Origin of the sequence: Chryseobacterium sp. 7 (genome assembly GCF_003663845.1) — a bacterium.
Lineage (GTDB): Bacteria > Bacteroidota > Bacteroidia > Flavobacteriales > Weeksellaceae > Chryseobacterium.
This window is the reverse complement of the sequence record NZ_RCCA01000001.1, coordinates 4091024-4113096: the sequence shown is the minus strand read 5'-3', so window position 1 is coordinate 4113096 and position 22073 is coordinate 4091024. Positions and strand designations below refer to the sequence as shown.

The following is a 22073-nucleotide window of genomic DNA, read 5'->3' as shown; positions in this document are numbered from 1 at the left end:
TCTTGTTAAGAACAAATATAAAAGAATTCTTTTAATCACAAAATTTTTTTTATGATTTATTTAACAATTGAGAACGAAATGGCTAAGCAGTTACAGAATTGGTAATTTCCGTAAGGTTGAGAATTTGATCCGCTTTTTGAGCGCTAGACTCTCTGTGTGTGATGATTATGGAAGTGGCATTACTTATTTTTTTGTCAATATTCTCCAGGATATTTTGCTCTGTTTCGGTGTCTAAAGCAGATAAAGAATCGTCAAAAATGATGATATTCGGGTCTTTAATCAAGGCTCTTGCAATGCATATTCTTTGCTTTTGTCCCCCCGAAAGCATTACCCCGCGTTCACCAACAAGTGTTTTATATTGCTCTTTAAACTCTATAATATTTTTATGAACATCCGCAATATTGGCATATTCTACCACTTTCTCATGCGACGGATGATCAATGGCAAAACCAATGTTATTTTCTATAGAATCAGAGAATAAATAGCTCTCCTGAGGAATATATCCGATATAGTCTCTGTAGTTATTCAGATTATGATCTTTAAGATTTTTACCGTCAATTAAAATTTCGCCTTCTGTGGGATCTATTAAACGACAAAGCAGTAAAGCTATCGTTGATTTTCCACTTCCGGTTTTACCCATAATGGCTAAAGATTCTCCGGCTTTAACTTTAAAGCTTAAGTTTTCCAGTGCTTTGATTCCCGTATTCGGATATACATAAGAAACGTTTCTGAATTCGATATCTCCTTGAATAGGATAGTTTTCAAAATTGGTATTAATGATCTCAGATTTTTTATCCATGAATTCATTGATCCTCTGCATAGAGGCTTCAGCTCTCTGGTTTACAGAAGTTACCCATCCTACCATAGAGAAAGGGAAAATCAAAGTGTTGATATACATGAAGAAATCTGCAATTTTACCGATGCTCAATTCTCCGGCAATGTATTTGGTTCCTCCAATCCAGATAATAGCTACATTCAGCAATCCGATGACAAAAAGAATAATCGTAAAGAAATAAGCTTCAGTCTTGGCTAGATCCAAAGCTTTATTCTGATAATCCGTTACTTTAATTCCGTAGTTTTTTTCAATATATTTTTCCCTTGCAAAGAATTTTACCACACGGATTCCGGAAAAGCTGTCCTGGACAAAAGTTGAAATGGCAGACTGGCTTTTCTGCATGATTTTCGACTTTTTATTGATGATGGAGCTTACCTTATAAATAGCAAAAGACAAAATGGGAAGCGGAAGAAGCGTCCACATTGTCATGGAAGCATCCGTTTTCACCATATAAATAGCTGTGATGACTACAAGAACAATAAGGTTAGCCACATACATGACACCCGGACCAAGATACATTCTTACGGCAACAACGTCTTCGCTCAATCTGTTCATTAAATCCCCAATAGTTGTCTGCTTATAATCCGTTAAAGATAAATCCTGGTAATGTCTGTAGATTTTATTCTTAAGTTCATATTCTATTCTTCTGGAAGCAACAATGATGGTCTGTCTCATCATGAAGGTGAAAATTCCGGTCAGAAGAGAACATCCTACAATAATTCCAACATAAATAAGAACCTGATTGTTAAAGCCAAGATTTCCACTTTTTGTAAGTTCATCCACAGATTTTCCTACGAACTGTACCTTATATATATTGAAGAAATTACTGGCAATGATAAATAGTACCCCCAAAACAGCAAGAGTTTGTGTTTCCAAAAATAAGGGTTTAAGGTTTTAAGCGCTTTCATATAGTTGCACAAAATTACAAAAATGTCATCACACTACGAATTTCATCAATTTTAAATTTTGTATCTTTGCAGCCATAAAAAAGCTCTTTGAATGTTAGGAAGACGACAAATCCGTGAAAAAGTAGTACAGACCGTGTATTCTTACTACCAAAATCCTGTAAAATTTGATGTTTTAGAGAAAAACATGTTTGCCGGGATAGAGAAAATCTATTATCTATACATCTATCAGCTCAACTTTTTGGTGGGTCTGAAAGATTTGGCAGAGAATCAGATCGAAATTGGTAAGAATAAATATCTTAAAACTGATGCTGATATTAATCCTAACCAAAAATTCATCAACAACCAGGTATTGCTTAAGCTGGAAGAAAATCCTGAAAGATTATTCTTTACAGGTCAGCACAAGCAATTGAAATGGGACATGCATGATGACTTATTGGTGAAGACTTTCCAGAGAATTACGGCTGGAAAACGTTATCAGGATTTCATGAAAGAAGAAGGATACTCTTTTGAAGATGATCAAAAATTTATCGGTAAATTATTCTTAAGATATATTGCTGAAAATGAAGATTTTCACGATTACTTAGGAGATAAGGAACTTTCATGGTATGATGATATCCATATTGCCAATTCAATGGTACAAAAAACAATCGGTTTCCTGAGAGAAGATGAAGAAAGCAGAACTTTGATCAAAATGATTAAAGATGAAGAAGATAAAACATTCGCTGCAAAATTGTTGAGAGATACCCTGAACAACTGGGAAAACAACGAAAAGAAACTTGAAGAAAGACTGGAAAACTGGGATCTGGAAAGAGTTTCTCTAATGGACAAAGTCATTTTGTCTACAGCAATTGCAGAGCTGGATAACTTTGCTTTCACGCCTTCAAGAGTGATTATTAACGAATATATTGAAATTGCAAAAGTATTTGCTACAGACCGTTCCAATATCTTCATCAATGGTATTTTAGATAAATATTGTAAAGATCAAAATAGAATATAAAATGAAAAAGACGTTATCAATTATCGCCTTGTCTATTATAGGCTTTGGGTTAGTTTCATGTAAAAAAGAAAACAAAGAAACTCAAAGTACTGAAACTGCAACTACTGATTCTACAGCTGTTGCGGCTCCGGTAACTACTGGTTCTACTGCAGTACCTGGAACTGGTGAAACACCTGCTCCGGTTTCTAACGAACCATCTACTTCTGTTGCTTTATCTGAAAACAGCTTCGATTTTGGAAAAATCAAAAAAGGAGATAAAGTAGAGCACGTATACGAAATTACCAATACCGGGAAAAATCCATTGATCATTTCTGAAGTGAAGCCTGGATGCGGATGTACTGCTCCTGACTTTACAAAAGAACCAATCATGCCTGGTAAAAAAGGAAAAATTACTTTGCATTTTGACTCTTCAAGCTTTGACGGAAACGTTCAGAAGTATGCAGATGTTTTTGCAAACGTAGAGAAAGCTCCAATCAGATTAACGTTCACTGCGAACATTCAACCATAATATTTAGAATATGTTGACACTATTTTTACAGGCAGCAGGAGGTTCTTCTCCTATGATGCTGATCATGATGGGGGTAATGTTTGTAGGATTTTATTTCCTGATGATCAGACCTCAGATGAAAAAACAAAAACAGGAGAAAAATTTTCAGGAAAACCTTAAAGTAGGGACTAGAGTAGTACTTACATCAGGGCTTCACGGAAGAATTGCTCAGGTTCAGGATGACGGTTTTGTGATTGAAACATTATCAGGAAAACTCAAGTTTGAAAAAGCAGCGGTTTCCAGAGAAATGACAGAATCCCGTTTTGGAGATAAAGCAAAATCTGCGGATAAAGCAGATGACAAAAAAGATACAGTAACTGAAGAAAAGAAATAATTCAGTCTGAAAATATTTAGCTGCGGCGGGTGAACGAAGTTCACCCGCCGTAGCTTTTTTATATCATAGATTAAGAGCCTTTGTGCTCATTTGTAAAATTAATATTTAATAAAAAATTATCTTTGCCCCATGAATCAAAACACAAACAAAACAGTTCTTATTCTGGGCGCCAATTCAGATGTGGCAAAGCAATGCATTAAGCAATATGTAGAAAAAGGATTTGTGGTAATTGCAGCTTCCAGAAATACCGCATCTTTGGAAGATTTTATTCATTTCAATCATCTTGACCGCTCAAAAGTTTCTGTTTTGTCTTTTGATGCAGCGGATTTTGATTCTCATCAGAAATTCTATTCTGATCTTTCCACAAAACCTCATATCGTGGTATATGCGGCAGGATTTTTAGTCGACAATCAAAATGCTTTGGCAGATTTCAAAGGTGCTAAACAAATGATGGAGGTCAATTATATGGGTGGTGTTTCTATACTGAGCATTATTGCGATGGATAAAAGCAACAAAAATCTTGAAAGAATCATCGGTCTATCCTCCCTGTCTGGGGTAAGAGGGAGAAAAAGCAATTTTGTCTACGGAAGTACCAAAGCGGCATTTACCCAGTTTCTTGCCGGATTAAGACAGGAGCTTGCTTCCCGTAAAATCATTGTGAATGCTTTAGTCATTGGTTATATCAGAACAAAAATCAATGAAGGGTTGGAATTGAATGAGTCATTGATCATGGAGCCGGATTATGTGGCAAGATGTATTGTGAATGCAGGAAACTCCTTCACTATTGTTCCGAATTACAAATGGAAGATCATTTACTTTATTTTAAAGATGCTTCCGGAAAGCCTGGCCGCAAAATTACCTTAACCCGTTTGGTATTTCGTTACTCAATAAAAGTTTACATAAAATTAATTTTTGAATTATAGATTTCGGTACCGTTTTTGTAATTCTATGACCGAAAAATTATTTCTTCCTGTAAGATTCGATTTCTGAATGATTATTGAGTAAGCTGAACCATTCTGTTCTGCTGTCAATCTGTTTTAAGGATAAATATGAATTGCCTTTGCTCAAGTAGGGAAGGGTTATTTTCCTTTTTAAAATCTTGCAGAAGATGTCAATACTCCATTGATATTAACTATAAAATACACGACAAAATGAACGATTTAGAACTGAACAAGATTCAACAGCACTGGGACACATTAATTTCTTCAGTAATTTCATGGGCACCAAGAATTTTTACTGCAATTATTTCCGCATTATTAATTTATCTGATTGGATCTTGGATGATAAGAATGATCAAAAAGCTGGTGGCAAAAGCGTTCAAAAAACGTAATATGGAAGCTTCCCTTCAGCATTTTCTTTTAAATATAATCAATTGGGGACTTAATATTCTGTTGTTTATCGTTGTTGTAACGCAGCTGGGAGTACAAACTTCGGCTTTTGTAGCCATGATTGGTGCTGCGGGTTTGGCTGTAGGTTTAGCATTACAGGGATCGTTGACCAATTTTGCAGGAGGAATATTAATCTTATTATTAAAACCTTTTAAAATAGGCGATTTTATTTCCACTAATTCCGGAGTTTCAGGAACTGTAGATGCTATAGATATCTTTCATACGAAATTGATCACTCCACAAAACCAATTGATCGTTATTCCGAACGGAGTGGTTTCAAATAATAGTATTACGAATTTTACCCAATTGGGAACAAGAAGAACAGCATTGGATATTGGAATTGCTTATGATGCAGATCTTAGGCGGACAAAAGATATTTTGATGAGTGTTATCAGAAGTAATCAATATGCTCTTGCTACGCCTGCTCCACAGGTAGTAGTGACGGAGTTGGGTGAAAGTGCCGTGAATGTATCAGTAAGAGTAAGTACTGCTACAGAAAACTTCTGGACTATGAATGAAGAATTAATCATCGGTTGTAAAGAAGCTCTCGATAAAGCGGGAATTGGAATTCCTTTTCCGCAAAGAGATATTCATGTTTATAATCAATAATTATATTTAATTTTTTAAGAAACTCCTGCATTATAATAATGTGGGAGTTTTTAATTTAATCCATATTCTGTAGCAGCTCCAGAGCCTTCATCATATCAATTCCTTTACCCAGAACCGGTTTGAACAAATCACCTTTTTCTTTGATTCTGTCCAGAGCATTATTGATCGTAAAATCACTTGGTTTCAATCCGGGTTTTAATTCATCCCATTCCAGGGGCATAGAAACCGAAGCGCCCTGTTTGGGTCTTAAGCTGTAGACACTGGCCAATGTTTGCCCAGTTCTGTTTTGCAGATAGTCAAGATAGATTTTTTTGTGATCTCTTTTTTGAAGGCTTCTTTCTAAAGTGGTAAGCTTAGGCAGTTTTTCATTTACCTTTTTCATAAGAATATGGGCAAAATCTTTTACCTGGTCGACATCATATTGGGCTCCCATCGGAATATAAATATGGATTCCCGTACTTCCTGAGGTCTTGCAGTACCCTTTTATTTTAATGGCTTTTAAAACTTCATTTACCTGAAGTGCAGTTTCAATCACATCATCAAAGGTGTTCTTTGAAGAAGGATCAAGATCTAAAACAAGGTAATCAGGATGTTCAAGATCCGGCAAAGAACTGTTCCAGGGGTTGAGGTCAATACACCCCAGATTATTCAGATAAGCTAATGTTGCTTTATCATTACAGTAAATATAATCGATGTTTTTATCATTGGATTCAGAAAATACCTGAGTAGTTTTTATCCAGTCCGGAATGTGGTCTCCGGCATCTTTCTGATAAAAACCCTGTTCCTCAATTCCATTGGGAAAACGATTGAGAGAAAGCGGCCGGTTTTTCAAGTAAGGCAGAATATATCTGGCAACTGATTGATAATAGTTAATAACATCTCCTTTGGTGATACCGTCTTTGGGAAAATAGATTTTATCCTGGTTCGTAAGCTTTACAAAATGTTTGTCCAGAGTAATTTCTTTTTCTTTCTCAGAAGCTTCAGTTTTTTTTGATGTTGCTTTCAAATTCATTTCTTTAGGTTTTTCGGTGAAGGATGGATTTTTGAGGTCTTCCGGACTTTTGTCTTCTCTGATGGTTATAAAAACAGGATGTCTGAAGATCCCATCCTTTGTTATTTCAGAATATTTGATTTCGCATACCAGTTCAGGTTTTACCCAGGTTACAGGCATATTGGTTTTGGGAGCTGTTTCGAACGGGGATGATTTTACAATTAATTTTTGAAGTTGCCGGTATACTTTTTTTAAAGAAACCGTATTAAATCCCGTACCTGTATGGCCACAGTAGATAAGCTTTCCGTTATGATATTTTCCTAAAATCAATGCACCAAAGTTTTCCCTTGATCCTCTGGGTTCTGTAAAACCACAAATAATTACTTCCTCTGTTTTAGAAAATTTGATTTTAAGCCAGTCACTGCTCCTGCTGTTTTCAATATATAAACTGTCCGCGCGTTTTGCAATCATCCCCTCCAGCTTCATTTTTTTCATTTGATTAAAAAACTCAATACCCTTCTCAGGAATATGATCACAGTACCTTATTTGGTCGGTCTCTGTCAGCGCATCTTTTAAAAGTTCCTTTCGCTGGATAAGAGGAAGATCTTCTGTAGAATGTCTATTTAGCCAGAGAAGGTCAAAAACCTGATAAGCAATTGCTGCACTGGGATTATCCCCGATTTGTTGTAAAAGCTGGAAATTGGGCTTACCCTGTTCATCATAAGCTATAACTTCTCCGTCCAGGATCATATGATGTTTCTGCTGCCCGAAATCCTGAGCAATTTTGTCGAATTTAGATAAAAAAGAAATTCCGTTGCGGGAGTAGAAGAGCGGGGAATCTTTTCGGAGATCAGCTATTGCCCTGTAGCCATCCCATTTTATTTCAAAAAGCCAGTCTTTATCATTGAAAGCTTCTTCGGAAAGTTTGGCCAGCATAGGTTTGATAAAAGATTTTAGTTTTCTTTCATTCGTTAAAGAATTGAAATTTCTGAATGATTTTTCAGAAGTTATGACTTCTTTTTTTCCTTTGTTTTTAGGCTTTTTTTTTCCTCTAAGAATTTTGTAACAAGAGATTTTGCTGAGGTATTTTCTTCAGCATCATAAGGACTTTCTGCAAATTCATCTTTATGTTTAATGAGCAGCCATGCGTTGTCTTCACTGTTTTTCATTTTAACTAAAGCAAATTCACCTTTCAGTTTTTGGCCATGTAGAATGAATTTTAAAGAACCCGCATGCAATTCCTTCAGAAGCTCTTTTTCGTCAGAAAGTTTAGTGTTTTTTTCCAATGGTTCATAAGTGCCGCTGTCCCATACTTCCACTTGTCCGGCACCATAATTTCCTTCCGGGATATTTCCTTCGAAGTCTTTGTAATCGTAAGGATGATCTTCTACCATCATCGCAAGACGTTTGTCTTTGGGATCTAATGACGGTCCTTTCGGAACGGCCCAGCTTTTCAGCACTCCTTCCATTTCAAGCCTGAAATCATAATGAAGCCTGCTTGCTGCATGTCTCTGGATTACAAAAATCAGTTGATTTTTACTCTTTTTTGTTTTCCCTTTCGGCTCGCTGGTTTCATCGAACTTTCTTTTTTGCTGATAATCTTTTAAAGCCATTATGATGCGGATTTGGATTTAGAACTGTTTAAACTGGCCTTTAATTGGGCCATTAGGTCAATCACTTTACCTTCTTTTGCAGGCTGTGCTTTTTGAGCTTTTACATTTTTACCTTTAGCTTTCTGTTTAATGATCTTCATCAGTTCATCAGAGTAGCTGTCTTTATACATTTCAGGATCGAATTCCTGGGAAAGCTGTTCTATAAGGCTGACGGCCATTTTAAGTTCTGCTGGTTTCGGAGCTTTTTGAGCCGGGATTTTAAGATCTTTATAATCTCTGATCTCTTCATCAAACCTCAGCCGGTTCAGAACCAGAATTTCATCATTATACGGACGGATCATTCCGATAGCTTCATTATCACGAAGCACAAAAGTTCCAATGCCTACCATAGATGTTTTTTCAAGCGCTTTCAGTAGAAGCCTGTAGGCATTTTCCCCATTTTTCTGGGGCTCCAGATAATAAGGCGTTTCAAAATATACACTGTCTACTTCCGCTTCTTTTACAAACTGGTCTATAGAGAGTATTTTTGTTTTTTCAGGGCTTGCAGCTTCGTAATCTTCCTCATCCAGAACGATATATTTGTCATCCATGAGATAACCTTTAACGATATTTTCCCATTTTACTTCTTTTCCCGTATTTTCGTTTACCCTCTTAAATTTGATGTTTGAAAAATCAGATTTATCAAGCATGTCAAGATCCAGTTTTGTGGTTTCTGTTGCCGAGTAAATTTTTACGGGAATGTTTACTAAACCGAATCCAATGGCGCCGTTCCAAATTGCTTTCATTGTCTTACGTTTTTAAAAATCAAGCAATTAACATGCCGCCGCAAGCCTGTGTGGTATCTTTAATCTTGTTTATTGCCAAATGGCAATTGTTTTTAGTCTTGACTTTTATATCTTTATATTTCCGCAATCCGTGGTTACAGAAGAAATATGGAAGAGCTTTTTACTTATATCAAAAAATTCGGGACACTGAATCCTCAGGATGAACTTCTGATTGCTGAAGGCATTCAGGAAATCACTGTAAAAAAAGGAGAACCTTTTGTAGAGGCTGGAAAGGTGAGCCAAAGAATTGCTTTTGTGAAAGAAGGAGTTTTCCGGTCTTTGTATTATAATAAACAAGGAGATGATTTTACCCGCTATTTTATCTATGAAGGCAGATTTATAGGGGATTTTCAGGGCTTTACTGATCAGTTGCCTGCCCATGAAGATATTGAAGCTATTACTGATGCGGTATTGCTGGTGATAGATCTTAAGTATTTTAAAGTTCTGGAAGAGAAAATTGCAGTCTGGCCGGTTTTATTTGCCAGAATTCATGCCTTTGTGGTTGAAAATAAACTGAAGGTCGCCAGTATCATGCTGAATCAGGATGCGAAATCCCGTTATATTCATTTTTTAAATCACTATCCTGGACTTGCCAACAGGGTTCCACAGTCTATGTTGGCGTCTTATCTTGGAGTTACGCCTTCTTCATTGAGTAGGATCAGAAGAAGTATAGTCTAGAATTATAAATGATAATTGATAATCGATCAATGATAGCTTCTAGTCATTACTAATTTTTACATTATACATTTTACAATTGAGTTTTCTTTTTGCCAAATGGCAATGGTCTTTCTCCCTGACTGTCATAGCTTTGCTCCATAAAATTTAAAGTACGAATATGGATATTGTATTAGGATTGCAATGGGGTGATGAAGGAAAAGGAAAGTTCATTGATCTGATCAGTGAAAATTATGACATTACAGCACGTTTTAATGGCGGATCTAACGCTGGACATAGCATAGAGATAAACGGGCGCAGAATTACACTTAAAATGATTCCTTCGGGAATCTTTATGAAAGGTGTGCAGAATGTGATTGGTACAGGAACAGTTCTGGATCCTGTAAGTTTTAAAAAAGAAATTTTGAATCTTCAGACATTCGATGAAACGGTTCAGCCGGAAAATAATATTATTATTTCGCTGAAAGCTCACTTTGTACTGCCTACTCATAAACTTTTGGATGTTTTTATGGAAGAAAGTTTTGATTATACCACCATCGGAACTACCAAAAACGGGATTGCGCAAGCTTATTCCAATAAGATTCTAAGGCAGAATGTAAGAATAGGAGATATGTTTGCTTCGGACTTCAAAAGCAGAGTACAGCATATTTTAGAAAGAGATTACAAAATGCTTGCGGAAGGAAATATGGAATTACCTTCTCTGGATGAAATCAGCATTGAATTTTTTGAAGCTGTTGATTTTCTGAAGAGATTCAAATGTACAGAGACGGAAATCTATCTGAATAGTGCTTTGGCCGAAGGAAAGACAATATTGGCAGAAGGATCTCAGGCTGCCATGCTTGATATTGACCACGGAACGTATCCTTATGTGACTTCTTCTTCAACCACAGCCTCAGGAGCTAGCAGTGGATTAGGAGTTTCACCGAAAAAGATCGGTGAAATATTTGGGATTGCTAAAGCATACTGTACAAGAGTAGGAAACGGAGTTTTCCCAACAGAACTGTTTGATGAAATAGGTGAGGAAATCAGAACAAAAGGAAATGAGTTTGGTTCCAATACCGGACGTCCCAGAAGAACAGGCTGGCTTGATTTGCCTGCTTTGAAATATGCTGTAATGATCAATGGAGTGACTCAGCTGGTTTTGACGAAAGCAGATGTGTTAAGCGGCTTGAAATCCGTAGCAGTCTGTACCCATTATGAGCTGGAAAATGGTGAGATAGTAAATGTTTCAGGATTACTTCCGGAAAACGGAAAGCCAATCCTAAAATGGATGAATGGATGGAATGCTGATTTTTCTAGTATGAAAAGCCCTTCAGAACTCCCAAAAGAAGTCATTGACTTTCTGTCATTCTTAGAAGCTGAATTAGGAATTCCGGTAGCTTATCTTTCAACAGGACCGGGAAGAAATGAAATGTTGAAACTAATTGGTAAATAAGTACAAAATAGAAAGAGGTTAGGAAATAAACTTCCTAACCTCTTTTTGTATAAAAAAAGTTTAGTTAACTTTTGTAAGTATAAAACGTTGCTTTGTAGAAGGTTGAACAGTTTGATCCGTAGTACCAATTACAATAGGAGTAAGATTGGTTGTAGTACCATTTTTTACCTCCAGTCTCAGGGCTGGTGCATTCTTAGGAGCAAATCCAAATCCGTTATTTCCTAAATTGAATAATAGCCATTTCTGAGCATCTGTATTAGAGTTGGTTCTTAATTCAACAGCTGTTCCGTTCGTTGTTCCATTACTTTTTACGGTTAATACCTTTGTAGGATCCAATATAGATTTGATGGTATAATAACCATGATCTGATTTTGTAAATGTGAATCTCTGGTTATTCCCTGTAGAAGCTGAGTACAGGATGATGCTGGTACCATCAGTAGTAGAACTTCCGGAAATATCTAAATTTTTATCACTCGCTAAAGCGGTGGTCATAGTATAAGTTCCGTTGATTGCAGAAGAGGAATTAACCGGTCCGTATAAATGATTTATCCCGGCATAATCACCGGCAGACAATCCTGTTCGTTGCTTGGTAAAAGTAGATCCGTCCAGCTTAGTCATTACAGGCTGGCTTGCATTGATAGCAAAGTCTGTAGACTGATACATCATCACAGACCCGAAATCAAAAGCGCCATGTCCTGCATAATCATTGTAAAGATTGAAGTTATGACGGCTTCCTTCTACAGCTTTGTTTACATCTACAATAATATACTGATCTCTATCTGGGCGGCATTGCTCATGCATAATTCCCATAGAGTGCATGATTTCGTGAGCAATAATTGCAGGATACGTGGTGTTATAAATTTTAATACCGTTAACCCTATTTTTTTGCCATCCAAGAGGAGAACTGTTGGTTGTAGTATACGTAAAAGTGATATATTCTGTTTGGTTGGTACGTTCAATAAACTGCATACTGGTTTGAGAAGAGATCATATCGAACGCTTTGTTGATATTGGTGAGGAACGTATTGTAGTTCTGAGTACTCAGGCTTCCCTGGCTTGGTAATGTATAATAAACTGTTGCATTTGGCCATGTCTTAATAAAAGAGCTTACAATGGTGCTTTTTCCGGCTGTAGATGTTTCAGGATTGGCCTGCTTTTGTAATACTTCGAACTGTTCCGGGCTAATGGTAATATCTTCTGCATAAAAATATTCTCCATTGATTTCATTGACATAGGTGTATTTTCCGTCAATTAATAATTTGTGAATCTTTACATTGGCTAAGCTCTCTGTGGCGGGCTCTATTGATTCGGTCTGTGTATTTTCAAGATCCGAGCTGCATGAATTCAGTGCCAGAACAAGGCATCCTGATAATAGTAATAGTTTACTTTTCATATTATTTAATTTTGGTTTGGTGATCAGGTTGTAAATATGAACAGCTATCGTATTATCCTACGCAAAAGATTACAAAATAAGTTAATTCTTAATTTTGATTAAGTCATCATTATAACTCAGCCGTGTAATGTAAATATATTGATAATAAATTACATTTAAATACAACATAATATAATGAGTATTTTATTGTCGTTTTTCTTGATTTTTGTATTGATTTCGTTAATTAATTTATTATGTTTTATTTTTTACTATTAAATTTCAAATTTAATTATTTCACGAATATTTGATATAGTAAATAGAATTGTACATTATATTGTATTAAAGTCTTTTTTTTTGTTGATGAATTAATAAAAAATGCTGATATTTATAATGGTGCGAGCTTTAAACGATATTGTTTTATGAATATTGTTTCTAAACAATATTGCCATTATAAAGTGTTGGTATTTAAAGGTTGCTGAAATTTGAATATAAAAAAAGCGGGGCAAATACCCCGCTAAATTTATGCTTTTAAATTCAATTGTAATTCTAATTCGTCGAGCTGTGCATCGGCAATGGAAGCAGGTGCGTCAATCATTACATCTCGTCCTGAATTGTTCTTAGGGAAAGCGATATAATCTCTGATTACTTCGTTTCCGTCAAGAATAGCTACCAAACGGTCAAACCCGAATGCCAGACCTCCGTGTGGCGGAGCACCATATTTAAATGCATTCATCAGGAATCCAAACTGAGCTTCTGCCTCTTCTCTGGTAAATCCTAATAAATCAAACATTTTAGACTGAAGATCTCTGTCAAAAATTCTGATCGATCCTCCTCCGATTTCGTTTCCGTTCAGAACCATATCATAAGCATTGGCTCTCGCTTTTCCAGGATCTGTTTCCAGTAAGTGGATATCTTCCGGCTTTGGAGAGGTGAAAGGGTGGTGCATCGCATGATAACGTCCACTTTCTTCGTCAAACTCCAATAGAGGGAAATCAACTACCCAAAGGGGTGCAAATTCGTTTCCTTTTCTTAATCCTAAACGGTTTCCAAGTTCCATTCTCAAGGCTGAAAGCTGAGCTCTTACTTTATTTTCGTTTCCGGAAAGAATCAACATTAAGTCTCCTTCTTTTGCACCGAATTTTTCAATGATTTTCGCTAAATCTTCTTCGTTGTAGAATTTGTTTACAGATGAGGTTTTTACTCCATCATTCTGGAATTTCGCCCAAACCATTCCTGAAGCTCCAATCTGAGGGCGTTTTACCCAGTCAACAAGCTCGTCGATTTGTTTTCTCGTATATTCCGCACATCCTTCTACATTGATTCCGACTACTAATTCTGCTTCATCAAATATCTTAAAGTCTTTTCCTTTTACCAGTTCATTCAGTTCTACGAACTTCATTCCGAAACGGATATCCGGTTTGTCATTCCCGTATGTTTTCATTGCATCTGCAAACGTCATTCTTGGGAAATCTCCGAATTCCTGACCTGTAATATCTTTTATCAGAGTTTTGGTCATTCCTTCGAATACGTTCATAACATCTTCCTGCTCTACAAAAGCCATCTCACAGTCGATTTGTGTAAATTCCGGCTGTCTGTCTGCTCTTAAATCCTCATCACGGAAACATTTTACAATCTGGAAATATTTATCCATTCCACCTACCATCAAAAGCTGTTTGAAAGTCTGTGGAGACTGTGGCAATGCATAAAACTGTCCCGGATTCATTCTGCTCGGTACCACAAAGTCTCTTGCGCCTTCTGGAGTAGATTTGATTAAAACAGGAGTTTCCACTTCAATGAAACCTTCCTCAGATAAATAATTTCTTACTTTTTGCGCCATCTTGTGACGGAAGATCAGTTTATCTTTTACCGGATTTCTTCTGATATCCAGGTAGCGATATTTCATTCTCAATTCTTCACCACCGTCTGTTTCATCCTCAATAGTAAAAGGCGGAAGCTGAGAATCGTTCAGGATAGTCAGTTTTTCTACCAGAATTTCAATTTCTCCTGTTGGAATATTAGGATTTTTGCTTACTCTTTCAATCACTCTTCCGGTAGCCTGAATCACAAATTCACGGCCCAGTTTTTTAGCTTCTTCCATCAATTGAGTAGAAGAGCGGTCTTGATCAAAAACCAGCTGGGTAATTCCGTAACGATCTCGAAGATCTACCCAAACCATAAATCCTTTATCACGGATAGTCTGTACCCATCCTGATAGTGTAACTTCTTCATTCAGATTTTTCAGAGATAGTTCTCCGTTGGTGTGTGATCGAAACATAATTATTTGTTTAAAGTTCAATGTTTAAGGTTCAATTCCGAACCCTGAATTTTTCGTTGGCAAAGATAAGATTTTTGCAGGTTTTATAAATAAAAAAAAACTTCCTTTCGGAAGTTTCATATATTGTTTTTAGGTTTTTTAATCTCTATTACCGCCTTTTGCGATCAGAATTCTCTTCACTTCTTCGCTGCCTTTTGTTTCATCAGCTACTTCAAGAGGTGTTTTATTCTGACATTTTTTATTCACACTCGCCTTGCTGTCTAAAAGAAAGTTGATAATATTCCTTCTGTCAGACATTACACTGAAACCAAGGGGTGAGTAAAGGATATCTCCCACAAGGAAACATTTGTTGTAATCTCCCGGTGTAAACTGTTTTTTAAAAGTGGCTATATCATCAGAATAAATGGCTTTCATCTTTTCCTGACTCATCTTCTGGGCAGATAATATACTGCCAGACAGTAACATTCCAAATAGAAAAGTAGTAGAGATTATTTTTTTCATAAGGATAATTTTTAAGAATATACAAATCTAAATTAAATTTTATTACCAATTGCTAAGTTTTTCTAATAATTGGATTTGTATTTTTGGGATTATCTAAATTATTGATTACAAAATGACAAAATATGTTGAGTTTTTGAAAAAAGCATTCAGCGGTGAGGAGACTGATTTTACCAAAGTAAATATCAGAAGCGCCGTACTGCTTTTAGCGATTCCTATGATGCTGGAAATGGCTATGGAGTCTGTATTTGCCCTTGTTGACCTCTATTTTGTCGGTCATCTGAAAGAAAGTGGTTTTGCTATTCAGACCGTAGGGCTTACCGAATCAGTTCTTTCGATAATGTACTCTATCGCGATTGGAATGAGTATGGCGGCCACAGCATTGGTAGCGAGAAGAATTGGTGAGAAAAATCCTGAACAGGCTTCCAGAAGTGCTGCACAGGTATTGCTTGTTTCTTTTGCCATTACTTTTGTTTTAAGTTTATTGGGAGTAATTTTTGCTGAAGAAATTCTGATTTTAATGGGTTCAAAGCCTGAAGCCGCCACCTATGGAAAGGATTTTACCAGAATTATGATGGGGAGCAGTACCATTATCATGCTTTTGTTCTTAATCAACGGAATTTTTAGAGGGGCAGGAAATGCGATGATTGCCATGAAAAGTTTATGGATAGCCAATATTGCCAATATTATTCTCTGCCCGATTCTGATAAAAGGATTAGGACCTGTTCCAGCTTTGGGATTAACGGGTGCAGCTCTTGCTACAACCATAGGACGTAGTATCGGGGTGATTTATCAGTTGTATCATCTTTTAGTAGCTGATACTCAAATAAGGATTAAACTTTCTTATTTTAAACCGGGTTACGAGTTAATCAAATCCATTATAAAAATTGCAACACCCGGAATTTTTCAGTTTGTGATAGCTTCATGCAGCTGGATTTTCCTTGCGGAGTTGGTGGCCACAACAGGAGGTGAAAATGCATCAGCAGGTTATCAAACAGCATTAAGGCTCATGATGTTCTTTATGCTTCCGGCTTGGGGACTGAGTAATGCCGCGTCTACGCTTGTAGGACAGAACATGGGAGCCAATGAAATGCTGAGAGCAGAACAGTCGGTGATGAAAACAGTGAAATATAATGTCATCTTTATGTTGATTGTAAGCTTGATCTTCCTTTTTATGGGGAACTTTTTAGTAAGCTTTTTCACTCAGGAAACCGCCATTAAAGATTTTGCGAAAAATGCCCTTCAGATTATGAGTGTAGGATTTATTTTTTATGGAATCGGGATGGTGATGATCAATGCATTCAATGGGGCAGGAGATACCTGGACTCCTACCTGGGTTAATCTTTTTGGATTCTGGCTGTTTCAGATTCCTCTGGCGTATTTTCTGTCAAAATATCTTGACATGGGTCCAAAAGGAGTTTTTATTTCAATTCCTGCTGCTGAAACTTTGATTACCATTGTTGCTTTTATCTTATTCAAAAAAGGAAAATGGAAAACGATTAAAGTGTAGAAGGGATGGGTGATGGAAGCTTGAAGAGGGAAGTAATGCCGGTCTGATATATCTAAAATAGTCGTTATAAACAGTGTTTCTGAGCTTGAGACAGATAATTTAAAATAGTAACCTGCTGGTAACTTCCATCCTCCATCTTTAATTTATAAAATTTTAACAGCTTCATCGATTGGATTTTAAGCTTACATTTTTTAATTTCGTGATAACAACAAATACATAATACTATGGGAAAAGGAGACAAAAAATCAAGAAGAGGAAAGATTAATTCCGGAAGTTATGGAAAAAGAAGACCTAAAAAAGCCTCGAAATCTTTTGCCGCTTCTGAAGAAAAATCTAAAAAGTAATCCAAATAAAAAAGACCGAAGATCATATCTCCGGTCTTTTTTTATGAAATTAAATTAATTATTTACCTCCAAGAATATTCCCAAGGATGCTGCCTAAACCGCCGCCGCTTTGTTGTTGGTTTCCACCACCGCCCAATACACTTCCAAGTATATCGTTCAGAGGGTTTCCTGATGATTGAGACTGTCCGCCTCCTCCTAAAACACTTCCAAGGATGTCATTTAAAGGACTGGACTGCTGAGCTTGTGCTTGATTAGAAGCATTCCCAAGAATTCCTCCTAAAAGATCTCCTAAACCACCAGCTCCTACATTGCTCTGCTGTTTCTGCTGTCCAATGTAACCCATTACAACGGGTGCAAGCATAGCAAGAACAGGTCCTATTTTGTCTATTGAAATTCCTGTATTCTGTGATAACTGGTTTTCAACATTGCTTTTCTGATCACCGAAAATATGACCAAGAATAGATCCGCCTTCAGCTTGTCTTGATTCAATCTGAGAAGCATCATTTAAAATACTTCCGTTGTGGTCTTTATCTAAAGCATTGTTTAAAGCTTCTGCTTCTTTGGAGTCCTGAGATTTATTTCTAAGATAAGAAATAATAAGAGGTGTAGCAACAGCTAATAAAGCGATTACCTGGTTTTTGCTGATCCCGAATTTGTTTTCAGCCTGTTCAGCAACCTGGTTGCCGGTGTTCCCTGTAAGTAGGTCAATTAAACTCATTTTTTGTGTTTGTTAAGTATTAAGTAAGCCAAAGTTATAAAAAATATGCCTCACAAAATGACAGGCTTTCATAATTATTGTTAAAGTTTTCTGATCTGTTCTTCAGTATACCCTTTGCTCTTTAAAAGTTTTATATATTCTATTGCACTGATGGTCATCCATTCAATAGGTTCAGGAGCTTGTTTTTTATCAATAGTGAATTCCAGAATTCCTGCATTGTTATTCATCCATGGCAGTACATAATAATCTAGACCGCCTTTGTACTCTTTAAATGCATGAAATTCTTTTCCTTTTTCTGTTAGGAATATAGCTTTATAAAGGACAAAGTATCCCACAGGAATCAATAAGCAGACCCATGAAAATTTTCTCAGGCGTGCATACTTTGCTGCAGAAAGTCCATATCCGATAGACAACGCAAAAATGATATTGAAAGGTAAAAAGAAAACATAATTGTCTGATACTGCATAAAAGGTCGCAAATCCGTATACACATACCGCACCTGTTGCAAAAACAAAAAACATTTTTCTATTGGCTTTATACAACAAGAGAATTCCAGCGATTCCGAAATAGGTAAAGATGTTGAAGTTATAGATCAGATAGGCAAAAGACTGGAAAAAATCTTTCACATACTGAATAGCACTTTTTTTCAAAGAATCCTCTACCCATGTTCCCTGATCAGAACTATAAGGAGATTTAAAAGGAAGCCCCTGAGAAATATTCAGAATAAATAAAGAACAGAATAATACAGCAAAAATCAATAGTGAAGCCGCTGCATATTTTTTTTCGTTTCTGAAATAAAATAAGAAAACCAATAAAGCGGGTATAAGCAAAATGTTTTGAATGTGAACCCATAAACTGATTCCCAAAAACAGACTGCTCAACAGGATATACATTCTTTTCTTTTCAGTAAAACTTTTGATAACCGAAAAGAAGAAAAGGCTTATCCATAGGGAATTATAAGTATATACTTCCACTATTTCAGCATTTCTCCAAAATGAAAAACTGAAGCCGAAAACAAAAGCCGCTGTAAGAGAAGCCCATTCCGTTTTTGAAATACTTTTTACCGTAAGATAAACAGCGGAAACCGTTGCTGCGCCGGAAAAGACAACCAAAAACCTGCTGGCTTCAATGGCATTAATATCCAAAAGGTTTTTAATAGAAATAACCGTGTTGATATATAAAAAATGACTGGTTGCTGTAGCAGTGGTTTCCCATACTCCTGTTTCTGCACTCAGCACAAATCCTACACAATCAGCAAATGGAATTTTTGAAAAACTTCCGAAATAGTAAACCGCAAGAAAAATAATGAACAAAAATAAGGCTGATAAATATCTGTTCATATTAGTTCTTTATGATAGGCACATTAGAGCATGCCTCTCCAAACATCAGAGATTTTACAATGGGTTTTAACTGTTCTACAAGTTCTATATAGGCGTTCTCCGGAATTTCTTTGTCGGAACAGCCTTTTACAAGAACTCTCTTTCCTCTCATTTCCTCAAAATCATGCGTTTGGATAGCATTGTGCATCAAAATAACCTCAAGATCCTCACGGTTCCCGAAGACAATTTTTTTGGCAGCATCTGTAAGTTTCGCCGTCAATACGAAATAGGCCCAAAGAGGAATAATTGTATCTACAGAATTATAGATATATATATATGAGTCTCTATATTCTTCCGCATCAATGGCTTCTACCTTTTCACGAAAATCTTTCTCTTTCAGGATCATTTCCTGGAAAAGAAAATCTTTCAGGTCAATCCCTTTTCTTTCTCCTTTTGGCAGTAAAGTGGCAAGGTCAAAATTGATAAGGCCGCTTTCGGCAACTTTATTCCGGATTTCAAATTCTTCTGACATTTTTTATCATTATCTTTGAACAAATTTACGAATTAAGATCATATCTATTTTAATTTGTTCTCTATCCTTACTATAGAAATGAAGTATTACATTATTGCAGGAGAAGCTTCAGGTGATTTGCACGGAAGTAACCTGATGAAAGCCTTGAAGCAAAAAGATCCTAATGCAGAGTTCAGATTTTGGGGCGGTGATCTGATGAAAGCTCAGGGCGGAACATTGGTAAAACATTATCGTGATCTGGCTTTTATGGGTTTTCTGGAGGTGGTAATGAATCTCAGAACCATTCTGAATAATATTAAATTCTGCAAAGAAGATATTCAGAAGAACAGACCAGATGTATTGATTTTAGTAGATTATCCGGGCTTTAACCTGAGAATTGCCAGATTCGCGAAAGAACTGGGGATAAAAGTTGTTTATTATATTTCTCCGCAGCTTTGGGCCTGGAAAGAGGGACGTGTAGAGATCATTAAAAAATATGTGGATGAAATGATGGTCATCCTTCCTTTCGAAGAAGATTTTTATAGAAAACACGGGGTTCATTCTCATTTTGTAGGACATCCTTTGCTGGATGCTATTTCGGATCTTCAGGAAATCAGCATTGAAAATTTCAAATCTGAAAATGGTTTGAACGAAAAAGAGATTATTGCATTGCTGCCGGGTTCCAGAGAGCAGGAAGTTGAAAAGATGCTTGAAATAATGCTTTCCGTAAGACCGCATTTTAAAAATTATCAGTTTGTGATTGCCGGAGCACCAAGCCTTCCTAAAGAATTTTATCAGAAATATGTGGATGATAATGTTCATTTTGTATCCAACAGAACGTATGATTTATTAAGATGTTCCAAAGCAGCTTTAGTAACCTCCGGAACAGCTACACTGGAAACCGCTTTGCTGAATGTCCCTGAAGTGGTTTGTTACCGAGGAAGCAAAATTTCTTATGCTATTGCTAAAAGATTAGTGAAAAATATCAATTATATTTCTCTGGTTAACCTGATCATGGACAGGGAAGTGGTAAAAGAGCTTATTCAGAATGATCTGAACACTAAAAATCTGGTGGAAGAGCTCAATAAAATTTTATCAGGTGAAAAAAGAGTACAGGTTCTGAATGATTACGAACTTCTGAGAGAAAAGCTTGGCGGAAAAGGAGCCAGTGACCATGCTGCTGAGGTAATATTGAAAGTATAATTTTTACCGGTGCTTTTAAGAATTTAATCTATTTTTTAACTATGAATTACTATATCCGTTTTTTGTTATTACTGACATTTACGTTGTTTTTTTCAAACTGTTCTGCTCAACAGGGCAATTCAAGAGATAAAGTTCAGATATTTTATTACGGTTGGTACGCAAATCCAGCAACAGACGGAAGTTATCAGCATTGGAACCATGAAATCCTTCCGCATTGGAGTAATCCGAAATGGAATAATCTGGGGCATCACCAAGGAGGAGACGATATTGGGGCTAATTTTTATCCTGCACTTGGAAACTACAGCTCCAATGACCTAAAGATCATTGAACAGCATATGAAAATGATCAAAGACTCCGGAGTAGGAGTAGTGGTGGTAAGCTGGCTCGGAAAGGATTCATTCACGGATAAAAGTCTCACCAGATATCTGGATATTGCAGAGCGTTTTGATTTAAAAATTGCATTCCACATTGAACCGTTCTATAAAAATACCACAGAATTAAAGGAGCAGCTCTCTTATCTAATAAAAACGTATTCCCATCATCATGCATTCTACAAAAAAGACGGAAAACCGTTATTTTATGTGTATGACAGCTATAAAATTCCTAAAGAAGAATGGACAAAAATGTTGTCCAAAAGTGGAGAAAAAACAGTAAGAAATACAGATTTAGATGCTCTTTATATTGGCCTTTGGGTTGAAAAAGATGATGCTAAGTTTTTTGATACAGCAGGTTTTGATGGTTTTTATACCTATTTTGCAAGCGAAGGTTTTGTATACGGAAGTACAACTGCTAATTGGGATTTTATGGCCAACTATGCTAAAGATCACAATCTGATTTTTATTCCTTGCGTAGGACCAGGCTATTCTGATACAAGAATACGCCCATGGAACGAAGCTAATTTCAAAAGCAGAGAAAATGGAAAGTATTACGAAAAGATGTTTGACGCCGCTATTAAAGTAAATCCGGATTTTATCGGAATCACATCATTCAATGAATGGCATGAAGGAACACAGATAGAACCCGCCATCCCTAAAAAAGCAGATGATTTCAAATATGAAGATTATGGGAAAGATCCTTTATTTTATATCAAGGAAACGAAGCGTTTGACGGATAAATTTCTGAAAAAGAAATAGTATACTTTCAATCCTCAATTTACCATAAAAAAATT

General features: G+C 36.3%; 20 protein-coding genes and 1 pseudogene. 11 read left to right on the top strand and 10 right to left on the bottom strand.

Translation table 11 applies throughout. The annotated features are described in order from the left end of the window. Positions 1 to 82: 82 nt before the first annotated feature. Positions 83 to 1743: pseudogene (locus tag CLU97_RS18875) on the bottom strand (ABC transporter ATP-binding protein). Positions 1744 to 1834: 91 nt separating this feature from the next. Here CLU97_RS18875 and CLU97_RS18870 point away from each other — a divergent pair. From CLU97_RS18870 to CLU97_RS18850, 5 genes are all read left to right on the top strand, one after another. Beyond that, positions 1835 to 2740, top strand: a complete 906-nt coding sequence (locus CLU97_RS18870) for a transcription antitermination protein NusB (RefSeq protein ID WP_121489300.1) — start codon at positions 1835 to 1837, stop codon at positions 2738 to 2740. Between the two features lies 1 nt (position 2741). Next, positions 2742 to 3248, top strand: a complete 507-nt coding sequence (locus CLU97_RS18865) for a DUF1573 domain-containing protein (protein ID WP_121489299.1) — start codon at positions 2742 to 2744, stop codon at positions 3246 to 3248. Between the two features lie 10 nt (positions 3249 to 3258). After that, positions 3259 to 3621 carry a preprotein translocase subunit YajC gene (gene yajC, locus CLU97_RS18860; protein WP_121489298.1) on the top strand — a complete coding sequence of 121 codons (363 nt, stop codon included), beginning with the start codon at positions 3259 to 3261 and terminating at the stop codon, positions 3619 to 3621. A 129-nt stretch (positions 3622 to 3750) separates the two neighbouring features. Beyond that, on the top strand, positions 3751 to 4485 hold the full coding sequence (locus CLU97_RS18855) for an SDR family NAD(P)-dependent oxidoreductase (protein ID WP_121489297.1): 735 nt from the start codon (positions 3751 to 3753) through the stop codon (positions 4483 to 4485). Between the two features lie 287 nt (positions 4486 to 4772). Beyond that, a complete protein-coding gene (locus tag CLU97_RS18850) occupies positions 4773 to 5618 on the top strand; it encodes a mechanosensitive ion channel family protein (RefSeq protein WP_121489296.1) in 846 nt (281 codons plus the stop codon). 55 nt (positions 5619 to 5673) lie between these two features. On the opposite strand, the gene ligD is transcribed toward CLU97_RS18850, so the two are convergent. From ligD to CLU97_RS18835, 3 genes are all read right to left on the bottom strand, one after another. Continuing rightward, complete coding sequence (gene ligD, locus CLU97_RS18845; protein ID WP_121489295.1) at positions 5674 to 7545, bottom strand: DNA ligase D; 1872 nt, start codon at positions 7543 to 7545, stop codon at positions 5674 to 5676. 71 nt (positions 7546 to 7616) lie between these two features. Then, positions 7617 to 8222 (bottom strand): DNA polymerase ligase N-terminal domain-containing protein, encoded by a 606-nt coding sequence (locus CLU97_RS18840; RefSeq protein ID WP_121489294.1) that lies wholly within the window; start codon positions 8220 to 8222, stop codon positions 7617 to 7619. Then, positions 8222 to 9007, bottom strand: a complete 786-nt coding sequence (locus CLU97_RS18835) for a Ku protein (protein WP_121489293.1) — start codon at positions 9005 to 9007, stop codon at positions 8222 to 8224. Before CLU97_RS18835 ends, CLU97_RS18840 begins: the two co-directional genes overlap by 1 nt. A 147-nt stretch (positions 9008 to 9154) precedes the next feature. On the opposite strand from CLU97_RS18835, the gene CLU97_RS18830 reads away from it, so the two are divergent. Together CLU97_RS18830 and CLU97_RS18825 are read left to right on the top strand one after the other, a co-directional pair. Next, entirely contained in the window at positions 9155 to 9724 is a 570-nt protein-coding gene (locus CLU97_RS18830; protein ID WP_121489292.1) for a Crp/Fnr family transcriptional regulator, read from the top strand. Positions 9725 to 9881: 157 nt separating this feature from the next. Further along, positions 9882 to 11156: an adenylosuccinate synthase gene (locus CLU97_RS18825; protein ID WP_121489291.1), complete on the top strand. Its 1275-nt coding sequence runs from the start codon at positions 9882 to 9884 to the stop codon at positions 11154 to 11156. Between the two features lie 60 nt (positions 11157 to 11216). Here CLU97_RS18825 and CLU97_RS18820 read toward each other — a convergent pair whose 3' ends face one another. From CLU97_RS18820 to CLU97_RS18810, 3 genes are all read right to left on the bottom strand, one after another. Beyond that, on the bottom strand, positions 11217 to 12548 hold the full coding sequence (locus CLU97_RS18820; RefSeq protein WP_121489290.1) for a M12 family metallopeptidase: 1332 nt from the start codon (positions 12546 to 12548) through the stop codon (positions 11217 to 11219). 499 nt (positions 12549 to 13047) lie between these two features. Further along, positions 13048 to 14802 (bottom strand): aspartate--tRNA ligase, encoded by a 1755-nt coding sequence (gene aspS / locus CLU97_RS18815; protein WP_121489289.1) that lies wholly within the window; start codon positions 14800 to 14802, stop codon positions 13048 to 13050. 138 nt (positions 14803 to 14940) lie between these two features. Beyond that, on the bottom strand, positions 14941 to 15303 hold the full coding sequence (locus CLU97_RS18810; protein ID WP_121489288.1) for an ankyrin repeat domain-containing protein: 363 nt from the start codon (positions 15301 to 15303) through the stop codon (positions 14941 to 14943). Positions 15304 to 15415: 112 nt separating this feature from the next. Here CLU97_RS18810 and CLU97_RS18805 point away from each other — a divergent pair, with 112 nt between their 5' ends. Together CLU97_RS18805 and CLU97_RS18800 are read left to right on the top strand one after the other, a co-directional pair. After that, positions 15416 to 16810 carry an MATE family efflux transporter gene (locus tag CLU97_RS18805; protein WP_121489287.1) on the top strand — a complete coding sequence of 465 codons (1395 nt, stop codon included), beginning with the start codon at positions 15416 to 15418 and terminating at the stop codon, positions 16808 to 16810. Positions 16811 to 17034: 224 nt separating this feature from the next. Next, on the top strand, positions 17035 to 17154 hold the full coding sequence (locus CLU97_RS18800; protein WP_065119703.1) for a 30S ribosomal protein THX: 120 nt from the start codon (positions 17035 to 17037) through the stop codon (positions 17152 to 17154). 58 nt (positions 17155 to 17212) lie between these two features. Here CLU97_RS18800 and CLU97_RS18795 read toward each other — a convergent pair whose 3' ends face one another. The 3 genes from CLU97_RS18795 to CLU97_RS18785 form a co-directional block, all read right to left on the bottom strand. Continuing rightward, a complete protein-coding gene (locus CLU97_RS18795) occupies positions 17213 to 17872 on the bottom strand; it encodes a DUF937 domain-containing protein (RefSeq protein WP_121489286.1) in 660 nt (219 codons plus the stop codon). 80 nt (positions 17873 to 17952) lie between these two features. After that, on the bottom strand, positions 17953 to 19212 hold the full coding sequence (locus tag CLU97_RS18790; RefSeq protein ID WP_121489285.1) for a protein O-mannosyl-transferase family: 1260 nt from the start codon (positions 19210 to 19212) through the stop codon (positions 17953 to 17955). 1 nt (position 19213) lies between these two features. Then, positions 19214 to 19723, bottom strand: coding sequence for a DUF2480 family protein (locus CLU97_RS18785; RefSeq protein ID WP_121489284.1), 510 nt, complete (start codon positions 19721 to 19723; stop codon positions 19214 to 19216). Positions 19724 to 19801: 78 nt separating this feature from the next. Between CLU97_RS18785 and lpxB the strand changes: the two genes are divergently transcribed. Then, positions 19802 to 20905, top strand: a complete 1104-nt coding sequence (lpxB, locus tag CLU97_RS18780; protein WP_121489283.1) for a lipid-A-disaccharide synthase — start codon at positions 19802 to 19804, stop codon at positions 20903 to 20905. Positions 20906 to 20946: 41 nt separating this feature from the next. Then, positions 20947 to 22038 (top strand): glycoside hydrolase family 99 protein, encoded by a 1092-nt coding sequence (locus CLU97_RS18775; protein WP_121489282.1) that lies wholly within the window; start codon positions 20947 to 20949, stop codon positions 22036 to 22038. Positions 22039 to 22073 lie beyond the last annotated feature (35 nt).